At 62.3% G+C, this 16,162-nt stretch carries 18 protein-coding genes; 9 read left to right on the top strand and 9 right to left on the bottom strand.

What is annotated here, in order from left to right; genetic code table 11:
- Window positions 1-41: 41 nt before the first annotated feature.
- From bcsD to ACELLULO517_RS24730, 3 genes are all read left to right on the top strand, one after another.
- On the top strand, window positions 42-599 hold the full coding sequence (gene bcsD, locus ACELLULO517_RS24740) for a cellulose biosynthesis protein BcsD (protein ID WP_227310119.1): 558 nt from the start codon (window positions 42-44) through the stop codon (window positions 597-599).
- Window positions 600-709: 110 nt separating this feature from the next.
- Window positions 710-1,771 carry a glycosyltransferase family 61 protein gene (locus ACELLULO517_RS24735; protein WP_227310118.1) on the top strand — a complete coding sequence of 354 codons (1,062 nt, stop codon included), beginning with the start codon at window positions 710-712 and terminating at the stop codon, window positions 1,769-1,771.
- Between the two features lie 135 nt (window positions 1,772-1,906).
- A complete protein-coding gene (locus ACELLULO517_RS24730) occupies window positions 1,907-3,289 on the top strand; it encodes a hypothetical protein (RefSeq protein ID WP_227310117.1) in 1,383 nt (460 codons plus the stop codon).
- 302 nt (window positions 3,290-3,591) lie between these two features.
- Here ACELLULO517_RS24730 and ACELLULO517_RS24725 read toward each other — a convergent pair whose 3' ends face one another.
- The 5 genes from ACELLULO517_RS24725 to ACELLULO517_RS24705 all read right to left on the bottom strand — a co-directional run bounded on the left by ACELLULO517_RS24725 (window position 3,592) and on the right by ACELLULO517_RS24705 (window position 7,903).
- A complete protein-coding gene (locus ACELLULO517_RS24725; RefSeq protein WP_227310116.1) occupies window positions 3,592-4,620 on the bottom strand; it encodes a glycosyltransferase family 2 protein in 1,029 nt (342 codons plus the stop codon).
- A gap of 70 nt (window positions 4,621-4,690) precedes the next feature.
- Window positions 4,691-5,647, bottom strand: a complete 957-nt coding sequence (locus ACELLULO517_RS24720) for an acetyl-CoA carboxylase carboxyltransferase subunit alpha (protein ID WP_227310115.1) — start codon at window positions 5,645-5,647, stop codon at window positions 4,691-4,693.
- Window positions 5,648-5,737: 90 nt separating this feature from the next.
- The gene (locus ACELLULO517_RS24715) at window positions 5,738-6,526 is read right to left on the bottom strand and encodes an ABC transporter ATP-binding protein (protein WP_227310114.1); all 789 of its coding nucleotides are present in this window, start codon (window positions 6,524-6,526) and stop codon (window positions 5,738-5,740) included.
- A gap of 4 nt (window positions 6,527-6,530) precedes the next feature.
- Entirely contained in the window at window positions 6,531-7,406 is an 876-nt protein-coding gene (locus ACELLULO517_RS24710) for an ABC transporter permease (RefSeq protein WP_227310113.1), read from the bottom strand.
- Window positions 7,407-7,504: 98 nt separating this feature from the next.
- Window positions 7,505-7,903 (bottom strand): hypothetical protein, encoded by a 399-nt coding sequence (locus ACELLULO517_RS24705; RefSeq protein WP_227310112.1) that lies wholly within the window; start codon window positions 7,901-7,903, stop codon window positions 7,505-7,507.
- A 247-nt stretch (window positions 7,904-8,150) separates the two neighbouring features.
- Between ACELLULO517_RS24705 and ACELLULO517_RS24700 the strand changes: the two genes are divergently transcribed.
- The 3 genes from ACELLULO517_RS24700 (at window position 8,151) to bfr (ending at window position 10,843) form a co-directional block, all read left to right on the top strand.
- The gene (locus tag ACELLULO517_RS24700; RefSeq protein WP_406566295.1) at window positions 8,151-9,848 is read left to right on the top strand and encodes a transglycosylase SLT domain-containing protein; all 1,698 of its coding nucleotides are present in this window, start codon (window positions 8,151-8,153) and stop codon (window positions 9,846-9,848) included.
- 182 nt (window positions 9,849-10,030) lie between these two features.
- Window positions 10,031-10,219, top strand: a complete 189-nt coding sequence (locus ACELLULO517_RS24695) for a (2Fe-2S)-binding protein (protein ID WP_227310111.1) — start codon at window positions 10,031-10,033, stop codon at window positions 10,217-10,219.
- Window positions 10,220-10,357: 138 nt separating this feature from the next.
- Window positions 10,358-10,843: a bacterioferritin gene (gene bfr / locus ACELLULO517_RS24690; RefSeq protein ID WP_227310110.1), complete on the top strand. Its 486-nt coding sequence runs from the start codon at window positions 10,358-10,360 to the stop codon at window positions 10,841-10,843.
- A 73-nt stretch (window positions 10,844-10,916) separates the two neighbouring features.
- Here the strand turns inward: bfr and ACELLULO517_RS24685 are convergent, their stop codons facing one another.
- A complete protein-coding gene (locus tag ACELLULO517_RS24685; RefSeq protein WP_227310109.1) occupies window positions 10,917-11,756 on the bottom strand; it encodes an alpha/beta fold hydrolase in 840 nt (279 codons plus the stop codon).
- A gap of 337 nt (window positions 11,757-12,093) precedes the next feature.
- Here ACELLULO517_RS24685 and ACELLULO517_RS24680 point away from each other — a divergent pair, with 337 nt between their 5' ends.
- The 3 genes from ACELLULO517_RS24680 to ACELLULO517_RS24670 all read left to right on the top strand — a co-directional run bounded on the left by ACELLULO517_RS24680 (window position 12,094) and on the right by ACELLULO517_RS24670 (window position 13,167).
- A complete protein-coding gene (locus ACELLULO517_RS24680) occupies window positions 12,094-12,549 on the top strand; it encodes a MarR family winged helix-turn-helix transcriptional regulator (protein ID WP_227310108.1) in 456 nt (151 codons plus the stop codon).
- A 67-nt stretch (window positions 12,550-12,616) separates the two neighbouring features.
- Entirely contained in the window at window positions 12,617-12,862 is a 246-nt protein-coding gene (locus tag ACELLULO517_RS24675; RefSeq protein ID WP_227310107.1) for a type II toxin-antitoxin system CcdA family antitoxin, read from the top strand.
- On the top strand, window positions 12,862-13,167 hold the full coding sequence (locus ACELLULO517_RS24670; protein WP_227310106.1) for a CcdB family protein: 306 nt from the start codon (window positions 12,862-12,864) through the stop codon (window positions 13,165-13,167). The genes ACELLULO517_RS24675 and ACELLULO517_RS24670 overlap by 1 nt, the downstream gene beginning before the upstream one ends.
- 19 nt (window positions 13,168-13,186) lie before the next feature.
- Here the strand turns inward: ACELLULO517_RS24670 and ACELLULO517_RS24665 are convergent, their stop codons facing one another.
- From ACELLULO517_RS24665 to ACELLULO517_RS24655, 3 genes are read right to left on the bottom strand one after another with little or no spacing between them, the layout of a single operon-like run.
- The gene (locus ACELLULO517_RS24665) at window positions 13,187-14,290 is read right to left on the bottom strand and encodes a class II histone deacetylase (RefSeq protein WP_227310105.1); all 1,104 of its coding nucleotides are present in this window, start codon (window positions 14,288-14,290) and stop codon (window positions 13,187-13,189) included.
- Entirely contained in the window at window positions 14,290-15,897 is a 1,608-nt protein-coding gene (locus ACELLULO517_RS24660; RefSeq protein WP_227310104.1) for a GMC family oxidoreductase, read from the bottom strand. Before ACELLULO517_RS24660 ends, ACELLULO517_RS24665 begins: the two co-directional genes overlap by 1 nt.
- On the bottom strand, window positions 15,894-16,127 hold the full coding sequence (locus ACELLULO517_RS24655) for a hypothetical protein (RefSeq protein WP_227310103.1): 234 nt from the start codon (window positions 16,125-16,127) through the stop codon (window positions 15,894-15,896). Before ACELLULO517_RS24655 ends, ACELLULO517_RS24660 begins: the two co-directional genes overlap by 4 nt.
- Window positions 16,128-16,162 lie beyond the last annotated feature (35 nt).

Below are 16,162 nucleotides of genomic sequence, written 5' to 3'. Positions count from 1 at the left end.
CTCGCCTGATCCTGGCCGGCTGCTTCGGCAACCGGCCTAGGATGACCGATCAACGATCAAGACGCACATTCACGGGACGTACCATCACCATGCCCGATATGCTGGAAACGGACAAAGCGGCCGGCGACGCGAATGGACAGCGATCGGGCCGGGGACGCGGCGACGCTGGTCGCCCCGCGCCCGATTGGCGTCCCTTCCTGCGGGCCATGGCCGAGGAGTTGGACATGGTCGCCGGCGCTGCCGGACGGGATGCCCTGCTGCATGGCGTCGGTCGGCAGATGGCGCTGCAGCATCCCTTGTCCCACCAGGGTTCGACGGCCGCTCTCGCCCTTGAAATGAATGAGTTGCTGGAGGATTTCGGCTGGGGGGGCGTGCGCATCACCTTCTCGGCGGCGGAGGCCTGTCTGGTGCTGATCCATCGGGGACTGCCGCGTATCGGCGGCCGGGGGGAGCCGCCGGGCACTTGGCTCGCTGGCGTGCTGGAAGGGCTGTACGAGGGCTGGCTTGGCCAGCAGCCCGGTGCGGATGCCAGCCTCGTCGCCCGCCGCGTGCCGACGCCGGATGCCGAAACCGTCGCGATCCGCTACGGCAAGGCCTGACGCGGCGGGGTAGCGGCAGGCGGCGGGGACCGGCTGCCTTTACAGCCAGGATATGGGCTGCTTCTCTCGCTTCGTCGTAAGCTTGCGAGGCAAAGAGGCATCCCGCATTCATGGTCAATGTCGTCGATATCGCGCATTCGGGGACGAAAATCGGCACCCTGCGGTCGGCCTCCTATCGCATGTCCGATTTACACGCGGTCGGACAGGACCAGGCTGCGCCCTATTGGCAGGAATTTCAAAGGCAACTCTCCGGTTCCGTGATCCCGGAACATATATCCGACGTCTATCTTGTGCATGACGCCGTCGTCGACGGGCCCGGCCTCGTCTTCGATCGCGATTTGAATTTGATCAGACAAAGCATCCGTCAAACCACGACGGCCGAAATCGACAGTTTCAACTACGGGGTTGTGGACTGGCATATGAAAGGCCAAATCCCGTCCCATAGCGGCAAGACGCTGCTGTGCGAAAAGGCCGGCGTCGGCAATTACGGTCATTGGATGGTCGAGATGCTGCCGATCGTTCAGGCCTTCATCACCGAACTGACGTCAAAACAATATTCCCTGCGGATGCCGATAGGCCCGGCGCGGATGACCGCCGTGATGTTCGATTCCCTCAACCTGCTGGGCGTACCCCATAGCCAGGTCAAGATGCGCCGCGCCGGCCCGGAGCGTTACGAGAGGCTGCTATTCGTCGATAATTTCACGGACCATGGCAATCGTTACAGTCCCATCGCCGTCGAGAGTTTCGACGCGATCAAACGCAATTTCGAGACCGCCGGCAGCGGGAAGATCTGGGTTACCCGCGAGCGGACGCAACGAAAGCTCGTTTGCGAGGCTGAACTCTGCGCCGAATTGACGAAACGCGGCTGGCGTATTGTGGATCCCGCGACCATGCGCTTGCATGATCAGGTCACCGCCTTCGCTTCGGCCAGGGAGATTGCGGGGGTGGCGGGGGCCGGTCTCACCAATATCGGCTTTTCCGAAGCTGGCACGAAGGTCACGGCCTTTCTGCCGTCCTTGATGCCGGACCTTTTTTATTGGAGCCTCGCCTCGATGAAAGGTCAGGCCTATCGTGAAATTCGTTGCCCGGTCATTGCCGGTTCCGACGGCGGGAACTGGGACGGCGTTTTGGACGTGAGCCTGAGCCGGGTGTTGGATCTGCTCGACGGCTAGAGCAGATCCCGGCCAGATAAAATCATCTGGCCGGGTGAAGATGCTCGCAAAAACAATAATCTAGAGCGGCACCTGTGAGCGTAGCGAACAGGAAACGCTCTAGATACCACCTGCGAACGAGACCGGAGACGTCCAATGCGGTTCTATCTTATCTCATACCATGGCGCTCTGATGGCTCGCACGGCCGATCGCACAGGCATAACGCATCTTTCTGTCGGTCAGATCCGCGATCGGGAGGAACTGGTCTCCGTTGACCTTGACCCCGATACCTTCCGCCAGCCTTTCGTTGATTTCATCGAACAGAAGGCGAGCCTCCCGACGGAGGCGGACGTAAAATTCCTCGGTCCATGCGAGATTTATCCCTATCCGGCAAGCCGCACCGTCGCCATCGCCCGGAACGGATCCTTCGCCAGCGCGCCGCCCGGCGGGACCGTCGAAATCAATCGGACCGAGGTCAAGGACTGGGAGCATTTCCTGCCCTGCTCGGACGAGGACCTTGATTTTCTACAGCGCCTGCTGGCAGAGCAATGGATCGTCAAATCGACGAGATCGCTGATCAATCCGGAAACAATCACATTCGGGGAAAAGTTCAATCTCCATATCGGACATCTTGCCATCCCGCTTAATTACAATCTCCCCTTCGATCAAAAGCATGCGCCCTTCCGCTTTACGGTCCTGTCGGAAGGATGGAAGGTCAACGAGATCCTGCTCTTCAAGCCGATGATCTATTATCTCGCCTTCGGCGAGGATAACGTCTTTCAACAACTGTCCCTGAGCCTGGTCTCTCTCGGCGCCGTCGGGCATTATAAAGGTCAGGTCTGGGTCTATTCGGACCGGGACTTGGCCAGCATCCGCGCCGAGATGCCCTGGGTGCCGCGCGACCGGTTTACCGTCAAACCTCTCCGCCCCAATGACTGGGTCGGGTTTGTTGCCGGTAAATATTGCATTCTTGAAGATGACGACGCCCATCATTATCAGCCGGTCATCTATATGGATCCGGACATCATCTATAATGCCGATATTCAGGCCATGCTGATCGCGATGGCCGTATCGGACAAACTGACGGCGCCGATCGAAGTCTTTTCCGGATTGGAGCATGCGCCCTCAGTGGGGGCCACACTGCTGCAGCTTGATCATGAATTGCCGCGCTTCGCGAGCGGCTTCAATTGCGGGACCATCGGCATTCCCAATATCCCCAGCCAGTTGCACCATCTGAAGCTCATTCGTCGCGTGATCTGCAATATCCTCGGCCAGCGCGGGCGCAGCGCTTTGCAATGGGTCGACCAGGAGGCCGCCAACTACGTCTCCTACAAAATCGCCCATTTCGAAACGCACGAGGTTTCCAAATATGTGCGCTGGGGTTTCGAGGGCCCGCAAATCCCCATCGGCCCGCTGACCGGGCTCGTGCATTTCTGGGGTGTCGCTCGGGCCGGCCGACCGCAGGTCATGCGCGACTATCTTGACCGTGTGTTGCGGCATCACTCGCTGCCGGCGGCAGATGCCGGGAAGACAGGCTGAACCCGCGCCGACCGAATGCTAAGGGGTCTTGGGTCTGTCAGGTTTGTGTAGAAGACTCGTCATCCGCGGCCTTGTGCCGCGCACCTACCCGTCGCGGCGCCACATCGGCGTCTGGGCGCCTGAACGGGTAGACCCGCGGCACAAGGCCGCGGGCGACAGATTTTTCTGGGGAGGCTTCCGATCAAAACCCGACAGCCCCTAGAGCAGATCCCGGTCAGATGGAATCATCTGTCCGGGTGAAGATGCTCGCAAAAACAATAATCTAGAGCGGCGTCTGTGAGCGTAAGCGAGCAGGAAACGCTCTAGATCCTGGTATCCCGCGACGCGTGAATCCGGGCCGGAGGGCTGGCAGGTGCCGGCGATACGACTGACGTCGGTGCCGGTGCCACGACTGCGGCCTGGGCTGGCGCTGGCGTCGGAGCAGCGACTGTGGTCGGGACTGCGATCGGCGTCGGTGCCGGGTCAGAAAGCGGCTTGATGATGCCGAGTTCCACCATCTGAGCGCGCACCTGAGGTACCCAGCGAAGCGCCGTCGCGTCATAAACCTCGTTGCGGTCGTGGTGTTGCCAATCCTGTTCCGAGCGCCAGAACACGTCCCGCAGCCGGGAGAGACGCACCTTCTCGTCCCACCGGCCACGCCAGCGGCAGAAATAATGGTTGATGCGCCAACCGGTCAGGCTCGGGAAATTCTCGGTATAGGCGAAGGGCTGCACCGCGCCGCCATGTTCCGATGTGCGCCAGACGATCTCTTCCCCTTCGGCATTGTAATAGGGATGATCCAGCGCGAAGCCGTGCACATGATGCACGCCCTTGGCGAAACGCGGCCGCACGATGGATTTGATGTGCCGGTTGACCGTGAAACCGTCCTCGGCCCGGCGCAAAAACGCTTCCTGCATCAGGCCGGACGGTCGCTGCTCTTGTCCTGAACTGCCGAAAATCGCCCAATTCAGACCGATCGCGGCATGGGCCTCATGGCGCGCCAGAAAATCGGCCAGGCTTTCCCGGCCCGCTGGCGATTGCGGATCGGCCGCCGCATTGACGATGAATTCGTCGGCGTCGAGAAAGGCGCACCAATCGACATCCTCGGCGCGCATCCGCGCAAGCCCCGCCTCGAACGCAGCCTTCTGCGGCTCGCCTGAGGCGGGTTGCCAGGACTGCACGGTCACATCCGGATTTCGGGCCGCGACGGCGTTGATCTTGGCGCGCGTCGCGTCTTCGCTGCCATTGTCGAAAATATGGATACGATCGAAGCCGAGGGCGAGGTGATGGGCCAGCCATTCCTCGATGATATCGCCCTCGTCGCGCACGCAGGTGACGGCGGCAATCGGCATTCGCACGCTCCTTCGCCCCAAAGCCGTCAGCGGCTCATGACGCCGCCGCCTCACTCATGAATTGGCAAGCTTAGGCCAGGCCCTCGCGGCCCATGGCGAGGAATTTCTCGCGCCGGCGTGCCTTCAGCGCCTCGGGCGTCTGGCTCAACAAGGGCGAAAGCGCCGCGTTGATCGCCTCACCCACCGCCGTCATCGTCTCCGCAGGGGCGCGATGCGCGCCGCCCAGGGGCTCGGGGATAACCCCGTCGATCAGGTCGAACCGGCGCAGGTCGTCCGCCGTCAGCTTCAGGGCCTCGGCCGCCATAGGGGCGGCGGCGGCGTCACGCCACAGGATCGATGCGCAGCCTTCTGGGGAAATGACGGAATAGATCGAATGTTCCAGCATCAGCACGCGGTCCGCAGCCCCGAGCGCGATGGCACCACCCGATCCGCCCTCGCCGATCACCGTCGCGATAAAGGGCACCGGCGCGGCCAGCCCTGCCTCGATCGCCCGCGCAATGGCTTCGGCCTGGCCCCGCGCTTCGGCATCGACGCCAGGATAGGCGCCGGAGGTGTCGATGAAGCTCAGGATCGGCAGGCGGAAATGTCCGGCCATTTCGATCAGGCGCTTGACCTTGCGATAGCCTTCCGGGCGGGCGCTGCCGAAATTATGCTTGATACGGCTTTCCGTATCCGTGCCCTTCTCGGTGCCCAGCACCATGACGGCATGGCCGTAGAAGCGGCCGAGGCCACCCACGATCGCCGCGTCCTCCGCGAAGGCGCGGTCACCGCCGAGCGGCGTGTATTCCGTGATCAGCTGGTCGATATAGGACAGCGCGCGGGGCCTGTCCGGATGCCGCGCGACCAGGGTTTTCTGCCAAGGCGTCAGCTTCGCATAAAGCGTGCGCAGCTGGCGGTCGGCCTTTTCCGACAGGCGGGTAACCTCATCGGCGATGCTGAGACCTTCGGGGCCGGGCATCCGCCGCAGCTCCTCGATCTTATTCTCGAGTTCGGCGAGGGGCTTCTCGAAATCCAGGAAATGACGCATGGGCTGTGCTTAGCGGAATTTTCTCAAGGGGCAAGGGCTTGACGCGCAGAGAAGCCGTCGGACCTTGCCGCGGGCTTCGCTCTCAGGCGGTTAGCTGGCGACGGCTTCGGGGAACAGAGCCGGCGTATCGATCTTGCCGGCAAAGACCTCCATGACCTCATCGACCGCCCCATCCATGCGCACCCGACCGTCTTCCAGCCAGATCACGCGCGTGCACCAGGAGCGCACGATATCGTTCAGATGGGTGGACAGGACCAGGATATCGGCGCCGCGCACCATGGTCTCCAAACGCTCGCGCGCCTTCTCGCGGAAGGCAGCGTCGCCGGCCAGGAACCATTCGTCCATCAGCAGCACCTGCGGGCGAATGGCCGTCGCCATGGCGAAAGCCAGGCGGATGATCATGCCGGAACTATAGATGCGGGTCGGCAGGTCGAAGAAGTCGCCGAGTTCGGCGAAGCTGCGCACGTCTTCCTGCAAAGCCTCCACGGCCTCGCGATTCATGCGATGATAGCGGCCCCTGAGCGCCACATTCTCCCGCCCCGTCAATTCAGGGTTCATCCCCTGATTAGGATCCAGCAGCGCGTTCAGCGAACCCTGGATTCGCACGCTACCCGCGACAGGCTCGTAGACGCCGGCCAGGGCCCGCAGCAGCGTCGTCTTGCCAGCACCGTTATGGCCGACCAAAGCGAGCCGCTCGCCCGGTTGCAGCGTGAAGCTGATGGCGCGCAATGCCTCCACCACCAGGCGATGCTTCTCATTTTCCTGCAGGCGTCGCTTGCCCGTGGCATGCGCCAGGATGCTGCGCTTCAGACTGCGGGATTGGCCGTGATAGAGGGGAAAATCGATCCGGAGGTCTTCGACCTCGATGCGCGCTGCCATGTCGTCACACCCAGAAAGCGATGCGGTGCCGCACGCGCAGGAATACAAACCAGCCGAGCAGGCAAAGCACCGCGGAAAAGCCCAAGGCGCTGACATAGGTCATCTGCGACGGCAGGTGGCCCAGCAGTGGTGCGCGCAGGACTTCCACGATGGAATAGAAGGGATCGTAGAGCAGATAGATGCTGCGATGGCCCAGCATGTCCGGCTTGAACATGATGCCCGAGACATAGAAGGCAATCTGCATGACGCTGCTGACGATGGGCGGAATATCGCGGAAGCGGGCACAGACCGCGCCCAGCATCAGCGCGACCGCCGCACCGTCGATCAACCACAAGACCAGCGCCGGGATCGCCGCGAAATCGGACCAGCTGACAGGTGAATCGAAGGCGATGAACACGACCACGATGACGATGACATTATGGGCGAAAATCAGCACGTTTCGCGCCAGCAGCTGATAGATATAAAGGGAAAACGGCACCCGCATGGAGCGGATCATGCCCTCGGCCTGGGTGAAGACGACCGAGCCGTCACTCACCATGGAGGACAGAAAACTCCATAGCGTCAGCGACAGTGCCAGGAACGGCAGATAAGTGTGGATCGGCGTCTTGAACAGATAGGCGTAGACGAAGCCGAGCGCGCCCACCATCACCGCCGTGGACAGCGTCAACCAGAACGGGCCCAGAACCGAACCGCGATAGCGCAGGCGAATATCGAGCCAGCTCAGCATCAGCGCGAGGCGCCAAAGGCCGATCCCGCGCACCACGTCCTGAAAAGCCATGGTATTGCGCGCACGAAGCCCGAGGCCGTGGCGAAGGTCCACGGCAAAGCCCTGGTCGGCTTCCGCTGGGATCAAAGTCTGAGGATCCGAAATGGCGTTCATATGTCGGGGCCGATAGCCGATCCGACCGGCCGCTGCAACCGCGCTCTCACATGCGAGCCGCGCGACCCTTGGGCGGCGGCCCGGATATCGCGCGCCGCTCAGCTCACCGGCGTAGCATAGCCCGGCCGGGCTATCCGCAGACGCGGGCTGGTGAGCACGACGACCCGCGCGCCCGCCGCAAGGCCCGTGACATCGGTCTGAACGACGGAGAGCACATTCCCTTGATCGGTACGGACGATGATTTCCGTCTCGCTCGCCCCCCCACCATTCTGCGTTCCCATGGCCGCCAGCACGGCGCCGCCGCCTTGCGGGGCGGCCGGGGGCACAGGCCGAATGGCGATGATCGTCGCATCGATCCTGCCGGCGACGGCGGCCTCAGGCTCAGTGGATAGGACCCTTGGCGCAGGTGCGGCGCAACCGGCGAGCACCCCGAGGATCGGGACAGCAAATCCGACGCCAAACACACCGGCCCTTAAACTGCGCGAAATTGTGATCATGGCATCCTCGTTGCCGCTCGGCTCAGCTTTTTGCATTATTCGCAATCTTTCCGCCATGCCAGCCCTTGGTCGATGCTGGTTCATGTTGCGCGAAACTTCGTCTTCCATTAGTGCGTTAGGGCGGATTCCTGCCCAGCAGGATTAAGCAATCTTTAAAAACGACGGCAACACGCCGTCGTGACTCAACGGCCCGATAGGCCGCGCCACGACGGAGGCTGCTGTGACCGCGCCGGATGCTCCAAGAGATGTGACTGACGCTCGTCTTGCGAGCCAGGATTTTTCGTCTCTTGCATCCTCGCCCCCTTCGTCTGCTGTCCTGCGTGCCGGTGCAAGACATCTGCGTTTCGGGCTCGGCCTGGCCATGATGGGCCTGCTCGCCGCCTGCGCCGGACATCATTCCCATCTCTCGGCCTCGCAGCAGGCGGTGCAATATAAGGACAATGCGCGCGGCAGCTACGCGCCGCCCGGTCCGCCTGACGACCCATGGGGTCCTTACGTCGTTGCAGCCTCCGGCCGCTTCGATGTGCCGCAAAGCTGGATCCGCAGCGTCATTCACGTCGAGTCGGGTGGGAACGAATATATCAACGGCCAGCTTGTCACCTCGGGTCCCGGTGCCATGGGGCTGATGCAGCTGATGCCCGACACCTATCAGGAATTGGAAGCGCAATACGGTCTGGGCGACGATCCTTATAACCCGCGTGACAATATCATGGCGGGCACGGCCTATCTGCGCGAAATGTATGACCTGTTCGGATCGCCCGGCTTCCTGGCCGCCTATAATGCCGGCCCGCAGCGCCTGAACCAGTATCTGACGGACGGGCGCCCCTTGCCGTCGGAGACGACGCATTACCTGGCGATGATCGAGCCGCATATTCAGGGCGATATGCCGGGCGGCCGTTCGCCGGCCGACCAATTCGCCATGAACAGCATGACCGCACCCAGCGCCGCTCCCTATAACGGCGGCGGTGCCAGCGACCCCAATAGTCTCGCCAATACCGGCGGCGGCTTGGTCGGCGGCGGTGCTGGTTATCTCGGCGGTTCCGGCAGCCATGGCGGTGGTGCAGCCATGGTCGCGATGAATCAGGTGCCCGCCAGCGCTCCCATCATCCCGGCCAGCGACGATTCCGCGACCGACGCGCTTAACGACCAGCAGGTCACCAATCACAGCGCCGGCCTGCTCGCCAATGGCGGCGGTGCCGTGCCGGCCGACCTGATGGTCGCCAGCAATGATCCGCGCCCGACGCCCGCCCAGGTCGATCAGCAGGAAGCCTCCGCCGACGCGGCTGTCGCCAACGGACAGGCCAATGTGCCCGCCATACAGCAGGCCGCCAATTACCAGCCGGCCGTCGGCGGCTATCAGCCCGCTGTCGTCGAACAATCCGCCGTCGCCGCGGCCCCGCTGCCCGCCGTGCAGCCGACCTTTCAGGTTGCGCCGAGCTATCAGAACCAGGCCGCGCCCGCCGCTACCGTGCCAAGCGGCACTTACCTTGCCCAGAACACGCCCGCCCCTGCGGCACCGACCTATACCCGGCCGCGCGTGATTGCGGCCGGCGGCGTGCAGGACCTGTCTTCCGAGATGAATGCGCCGCGGACGAGCGCCGTCTATCAGCCGCGTGCCGCGACCGGTCTGCATCTGATCGCACCGGCGGAAGCCGACCCCATGCCGCCATTGGCCGGCGGCGCGCAGGCCGGTGGCTGGGGTATTCAGGTCGGCGCCTATGGTTCGGCCAGTGATGCGCGCCATGCCGTGGAAGTCGCGCGTCACGCCGAGCGCTACCAGCTCGCTTCCGCCCATTCCATCGTGATGCCGGTGCAGGTGTCGCAGCACACGCTGTACCGCGCCCGCCTGGCCGGCCTGTCGCAGAATGCGGCTGTCAATGCCTGCCAGGGTATCAGGGGGCGCTCACCCTGCATGGTACTGTCGCCGGACGCGATAGGCGACTGATCCCGGCGCTGTTTCAGGCGCTCTGACAAAGGCCCCGTGTTCCGCACGGGGCCTTTTTTGTTTCCGCCGTCTCACGTCGCGCCTGCATTGCGAAAATGATAATTATTCGCACTTCCATCACGGCCCGGCTTCCGCTAATCAAATGCAAGTCACTCGCAATTGCAGACGTGGAGACGCCTACCGTGTATGTCTGTCTATGCAATGCCCTGACCGATCGTCAGGTGAAGGCTGCCGCGGAAGCGACCAACGCAACGCGCCCGAGCGAGGTCTATGCCGCCTGCGGGTGCCGCGCCCAATGCGGCAATTGCATCAAGAAGCTTCTGCAATTGATGCGGAACGAGGAAGCGCCCGCCTCTCTCCAGGGCGCCTGAGCCGACCGGGCCTAAAAGGCCTTTCAGATCTGCCACTTGATCCACCGTCACGACCTAAGCGATAAGCGGCGGCAGCCCGCACAGGGGCATGCCGCCGCAATGCGTTACGGCGGGCAATTATAAACGGTGGAGAGACCGATGCTGCGCGATCCGAAAGTAGTCGAACATCTCAACACCCAGCTCACGAATGAGCTGACGGCGATCAATCAGTATTTCCTGCATGCGCGCACGCTGCAGCATTGGGGCGTGACCAAGCTCGGCAAGCACGAATACGCCGAGTCCATCGAGGAGATGAAACACGCGGATGAGCTGATCAAGCGCATCCTGTTCCTTGACGGCCTGCCGAATGTCCAGCGCCTCAACGCCATTCAGGTCGGTGAGACGGTCGAGCAGATCCTGCAGGCCGACCTCAATATCGAGCTGAAGGCGACGCAGGACCTGCGCGAAGGCATCGCCTATTGCGAAAGCGTCCGCGACTTCGTGTCCCGCGATCTGCTGTCCGAAATCCTGGAGAACGAGGAAGAGCATCTCGATTTCCTGGAGCGTCAGTTCGACCTCATCAAGCTCATCGGGCTTGAGAATTATATCCAGCTCAATTCGGCCCCGGCGCCCGAGCAGGAATAACGCGCAGCCCAAGGCTGAGTGCGTAAAAAAGGGCGGCACCTTCCGGTGCCGCCCTTTTTCGTTTCGAAGCCGCTTACGCCTTGATGAAGGCCAGCAGATCCTTGTTGATGACCTCGGAATGGGTCGTCGCCATGCCATGCGGATAGCCGGGATAGGTCTTGATCTCGCCCTTCTTGAGCAGCTTGATCGAAAGCAGGGCAGAGTCGGCGATCGGCACGATCTGGTCATCCTCGCCATGCATGACGAAGGTCGGCACTTCGATCGTCTTCAGGTCTTCCGTGAAATCGGTCTCGGAAAAGGCCTTGATGCAATCATAATGGGCTTTGGTGCCACCCATCATGCCCTGGCGCCACCAGTTACGAACAATGCCTTCGGAGACCTGCGCGCCCGGACGGTTGAAGCCGTAGAAGGGGCCGCTCGCGACATCGAGGAAGAACTGCGCGCGGTTGGCGGCCTGCGCGGCGCGGAACCCATCGAACACCTCGATCGGCAGACCGCCCGGATTGGCGGCCGATTTCAGCATGATCGGCGGCACCGCGCCGATCAGCACGGCCTTGGCGACCCTGTTCTTGTGGCCATACTGCGCGACATAGCGCGCAACCTCGCCACCACCGGTCGAATGACCGACATGGACCGCGTGTTCCAGGCCCAGATGCGTCGACAGCGCGTCGACATCGGCAGCGTAGGTATCCATCTCATTGCCGGTATCGGTCTGGGTCGAACGGCCATGGCCACGACGATCATGGGCGATCACGCGAAAGCCCTGCGCCTCGAAGAACAGCATCTGGGCGTCCCAGTCATCGGCGCTCAGCGGCCAGCCGTGATGGAAGACGATCGGCTGCGCCGATTTCGAACCCCAATCCTTATAGAAGATCTGCGTGCCGTCTTTGACGGTGATGAAACTGCTACCCATGGCGTTTTTTCCTCCTGCGTGATGTGGCGTGACAGGCTTTGTTTCCGCAGCCGCGGCAGAACCGGTGGCGGCCACGAAAGGAAGTGCCGCAGCCGCGAGGCCCAAACCTACCTGAACCAGGCCCCGCCGCGACGTTTCATTGTTCGAAAGTTCCATGACGATCGATCCTATTTATGTCGCGATATTTATTATCGCGGTATCAATTTACTAAATCGACGCAGATCAGCCGTCAACCCATTAATTATCGCGACACAGATTCGTGTGATATGAATTTCATGTTGCATAGGCGCCGGCCCATGCCCATGTTTTGATTCCTGAAGGCTAAAAGGGCCCGATCTTGCCTGCTCCGCTCAAAGACCAGATTTGCTACACGCTTTACGCCACCAGCATGGCCGTGAACCGCCTGTACAAGCCGATGCTGGACGCGATGGGCATCACCTACCCCCAGTATCTTGTGCTGAATGCGCTGAACGAGGCGGACGGCCAGACGGTCGGCGGCGTCGCCGAAGTGCTGGCACTGGAATCGAGCACGGTCACGCCGTTAGTGAAACGGCTGGAACAGGCAGGACTCGTCACCCGTCAACGCAGCCGGCAGGATGAACGCCTGGTGCAGGTCTTTCTGACCGAGACCGGGCGGGACCGGCTGGCCGAGAGCACTTGCCTGAACGTCACCCTGCTGCAGCGGTCGGGCATGAGCTTTCCGGAGATCAATGCCCTGAACCGCGAGTTGCAGGCGCTGCGCGACTTGCTGGTCGAGGGGCAGACCGCAGCGGAGAGCAGCGGCCGGGAATAGTCAGAATAGGCATGCGCATTTACATGTGGGCCTCAATGCGCATATTTCCCACCCCAGGAGGTGAGCCATGCCCCGTTCAGCAAGCCCAAGCCCTACTCGTCGCGCCACCAACGTCACCTTGCCGGTCGACCTGCTCGTGGAAGCCCGTGCATTGGGCCTCAATGTCTCGCAAATCTGCGAACGCGGACTGAGGGACGAAATCGCCAAAAGCCGCTCGGCGCAATGGCGAGAATTACATCGGGAAGCGCTGCTCTCGTCGAATGATTATGTCGAACGGAATGGTTTGCCTCTGGAGGAATTCCAGCAATTCTGATGGCTCGCTTCGACATCCATCCTATGCCGCGCGAAGGCCGAGCCGGTTTCCTGCTCGATGTTCAAGCCAACCTTCTGCAGGATTTGTCCACCCGCGTTGTCATTCCCCTTCTGCCGGTAGCGCTCGCGCCCCAGGGTGCCGGCGACCTCAATCCGACCTTCGATATTCAGGGCCGCCCTTACCGGATGATGACCCAGTTCCTAGCTTCGGTACCGTTGAGAGATCTTGGAAAGCCCGTGCTTTCGCTCATAGCGCGCAGCGATGATATAAGCCGTGCGCTCGATCTTCTGCTGATCGGCTTCTGACTCCATCACCGGAAGCCGATCAGCCTGGAATCTCCGGGATCAGTGCTGCGACCTCGTCCAGGATCGCGGCCTGCCAGGGCTGCAGCTCCTGCCCGCCCATCGTGTGGAAATGGACGAAGGGGTCCGGCGTTGCCGGCAGTTCCGCCAGCGTCTCCATCACCGCCAACCCGCACCAGGGCGCATAGGCCGGTGAATAGCCGCCTTCATGGCTAAGCATCAGACGGCCGCCACAGAGTTCGTCGGCCGCCTGCACCATGCGCTGCGTCATCTCCCGATAGGTGTCGGTCACCAGCATCTGGCGGCCCAGCGGGTCCATCGCGCAGCCGTCGAAGCCTGACGGCACGATGATCATCTCAGGCTTGTATTGCGCAAGCGCGGGCAGCACCACGCGGTCGAAGGCCGCGATATAGGCGCCATGACCCGATCCCGCCGGCAGCGGGATATTGATATTAGCGCCGAAGCCGGCCCCTTCCCCGCGTTCCCCGATCGCGCCGGACTCGCGCGGATAGTTGCGGTCCTGATGCAGCGAAATCGTCAGCACGCCGGGATCATCATAATAGATCGCCTGCGCGCCATTGCCGTGATGCACGTCCCAATCGACCGTCGCGATACGCTTGACGCCGTAGGTGCGGCGCAGATGTTCGATCGCGATCGGCACATTGGCCAGCAAGCAGAAGCCGCGCCCGCGATCACGCTCGGCATGATGGCCGGGCGGACGGACCAGCGCATAAGCCTGGTCCAATTCGCGGGTCCAGACCTTATCGGCAGCCTCGATACAGCCGCCGGCCGAGAGCAGCGCGATTTCCCAGGAATCCTTGCCGATCGGTGCCAATTCGCCGCCATCGCCGAAGCCGGAGGCGCTCATCGCTTTCACACGCTCGATATAGCCGGGCGTGTGGATGCGCAGGACCTCCTCCTCCGTCGCGGCGCGCGGCTTGATGGTGGTGAGATGATCCAGCACGCCCGTGACATCCAGCAGGTTGCGCATGCGACGCTTGGCGGCCGGATTTTCGATATGGATGTCGGGTTCCAGAAAGCCGCCGGCAGGCATCGAGCCGGCGGCGAAACCCGTCATGTGCCACATATAGCGTTCGTGCCAGACGAAACCGATCTTTTTAGCCATCACGCAGCCACCTTCTCAGATCCTGACGGGGCGCCCATGAAGATCGCGGCGCGCTCCGCCACCATGATCGTGGGTGCATTGGTATTGCCGGAGATCATATTCGGGAAGACGCTTGCGTCTACAACCCTCAATCCCGCGATGCCTTGGACGCGAAGCTCCGGGTCCACCACGGCCATCGCATCCACGCCCATGCGGCAGGTGCTGGTGGGGTGATAGAGCGTGGTGCAATGGCCACGAATAAACTCGCCGATCGCCTCATCCGTCACGGCCTCCGCGCTTGGTGTGATTTCATGGCTGATCAAGCCAGCGAGCGGCGATTGCGCCGCGATGCGCCGGTTGAGCTTCACGCCCTCGATCATCGTTGCCAGATCATAGCCAGACGGATCGGAGGAGAAGTATTTCGGATCGAGGCTTGGATGTTCCAGCGGATCGGCCGAGCGCAGGCGCAATTCGCCATTGCTTTTCGGGCGCTGCAAGGTCGCGTGCAGCGTGATGCCCGGGCCTGACGCCATATAGCGCGCGTGATCGCGATGGCCCGAGATGACGCCGTAAAGCTGGATATCGGGTTCCGCCACATCCGGCGCGGATTTCACGAAACCGCCGGCCGCGACCCAGATCGATGACAGCGGCCCTTGCCTGGTCGCCAGCCATTCCTCGGTCGCCGCATCAAGCTCGGCCCCGGTCATGCCGCCGATGCCGATCCGGTCGCGCGCCGCGAAGCTGATGGGAATATTGATATGATCACGCAAAGTCTTGCCGACGCCGGGCAGGTTATGCACGGGGGTGACGCCGACTTCCGCCAGTTCATCCGCCGGGCCGATACCCGACAGCAGCAGCAATTGCGCCGAGCCGATGCTGCCGGCGGAAAGGACAACCTCATCCGCATAGATCACTTCCGGCACGCCACGGTCCAGGATCATGACGCCCTTGGCGCGTCCGTTCTCCACTAGAATGCGCGTTGTGGTGACACCGGTGCGGAGCGTCAGGTTGGGTCGGTCCAGCGTCGGACGGAGATAAGCCTTCCCGGTGCCGAAGCGCTCGCCGTCCTTCACCGTCAGCTGAAACCAGCCGACACCTTCCTGCACGGGGCCGTTGAAATCGGTGTTGTTCGGGAAACCCGCCGCTTGCGCTGCCTGATGCCAAAGCGGCTCATGCGGATCGATATAGGCGGGGTCCGAGATCGTCAGTTCGCCGCCGGTGCTATGCAAAGGCGCATTGCCGAGGCGGAGATTGTTCTCGGATTTGAGGAAGACCGGCAGCACGTCCTGCCAGCCCCAGCCGGTGCAGCCGGCGGCGGCCCAGCCGTCATAGTCGGACGGCAGGCCGCGGATATAGATCATGGCATTCAACGCGCCCGATCCACCGACCATGCGGCCACGCGGCCAATAGATGCGCCGGCCGCGACAGCCGGATTGGGGTTCCGTGTGATAGCCCCAATCGACATTGGTATTGAACATCGCCGGCCAATTCGCCGGAATATCCGAATTCAGCGGCGCGGCACGCCCTGCTTCCAGCAGCAGAACACGTCGCGCGGGATCGGCCGAAAGGCGGTTCGCGAGCACGCAACCGGCAGAGCCGGCGCCCACGATAATGGTATCAAAACTCATGGTGTCGCGACCCGGAAGGCTCCCCGCTTTTCGTCATCGATATAGGCGGCGATCAGGCTGCCGCAGATAAAGGCCGTCAGCACAACGAAATAGACGATGGAGCAAGGAATGCCGGCGATCAGCGGCGTCGGCCCGCCCGCCGCCCAATAGATGGGCGGAAAGAGGGCGAGCACGGCATCGAGAATGAACCAGATGGTCACGAAGCTGGACCGCGGAGTGATGGGAGGCATGGCAGATGCGTACCTTTCCGAAAGCGGTGAAAACT

Source organism: Acidisoma cellulosilyticum, assembly GCF_020621385.1.
Taxonomy (GTDB): domain Bacteria; phylum Pseudomonadota; class Alphaproteobacteria; order Acetobacterales; family Acetobacteraceae; genus Acidisoma; species Acidisoma cellulosilyticum.
Note: the sequence above shows the minus strand (reverse complement) of the source record. Positions and strands in the feature narration are given on the sequence as shown.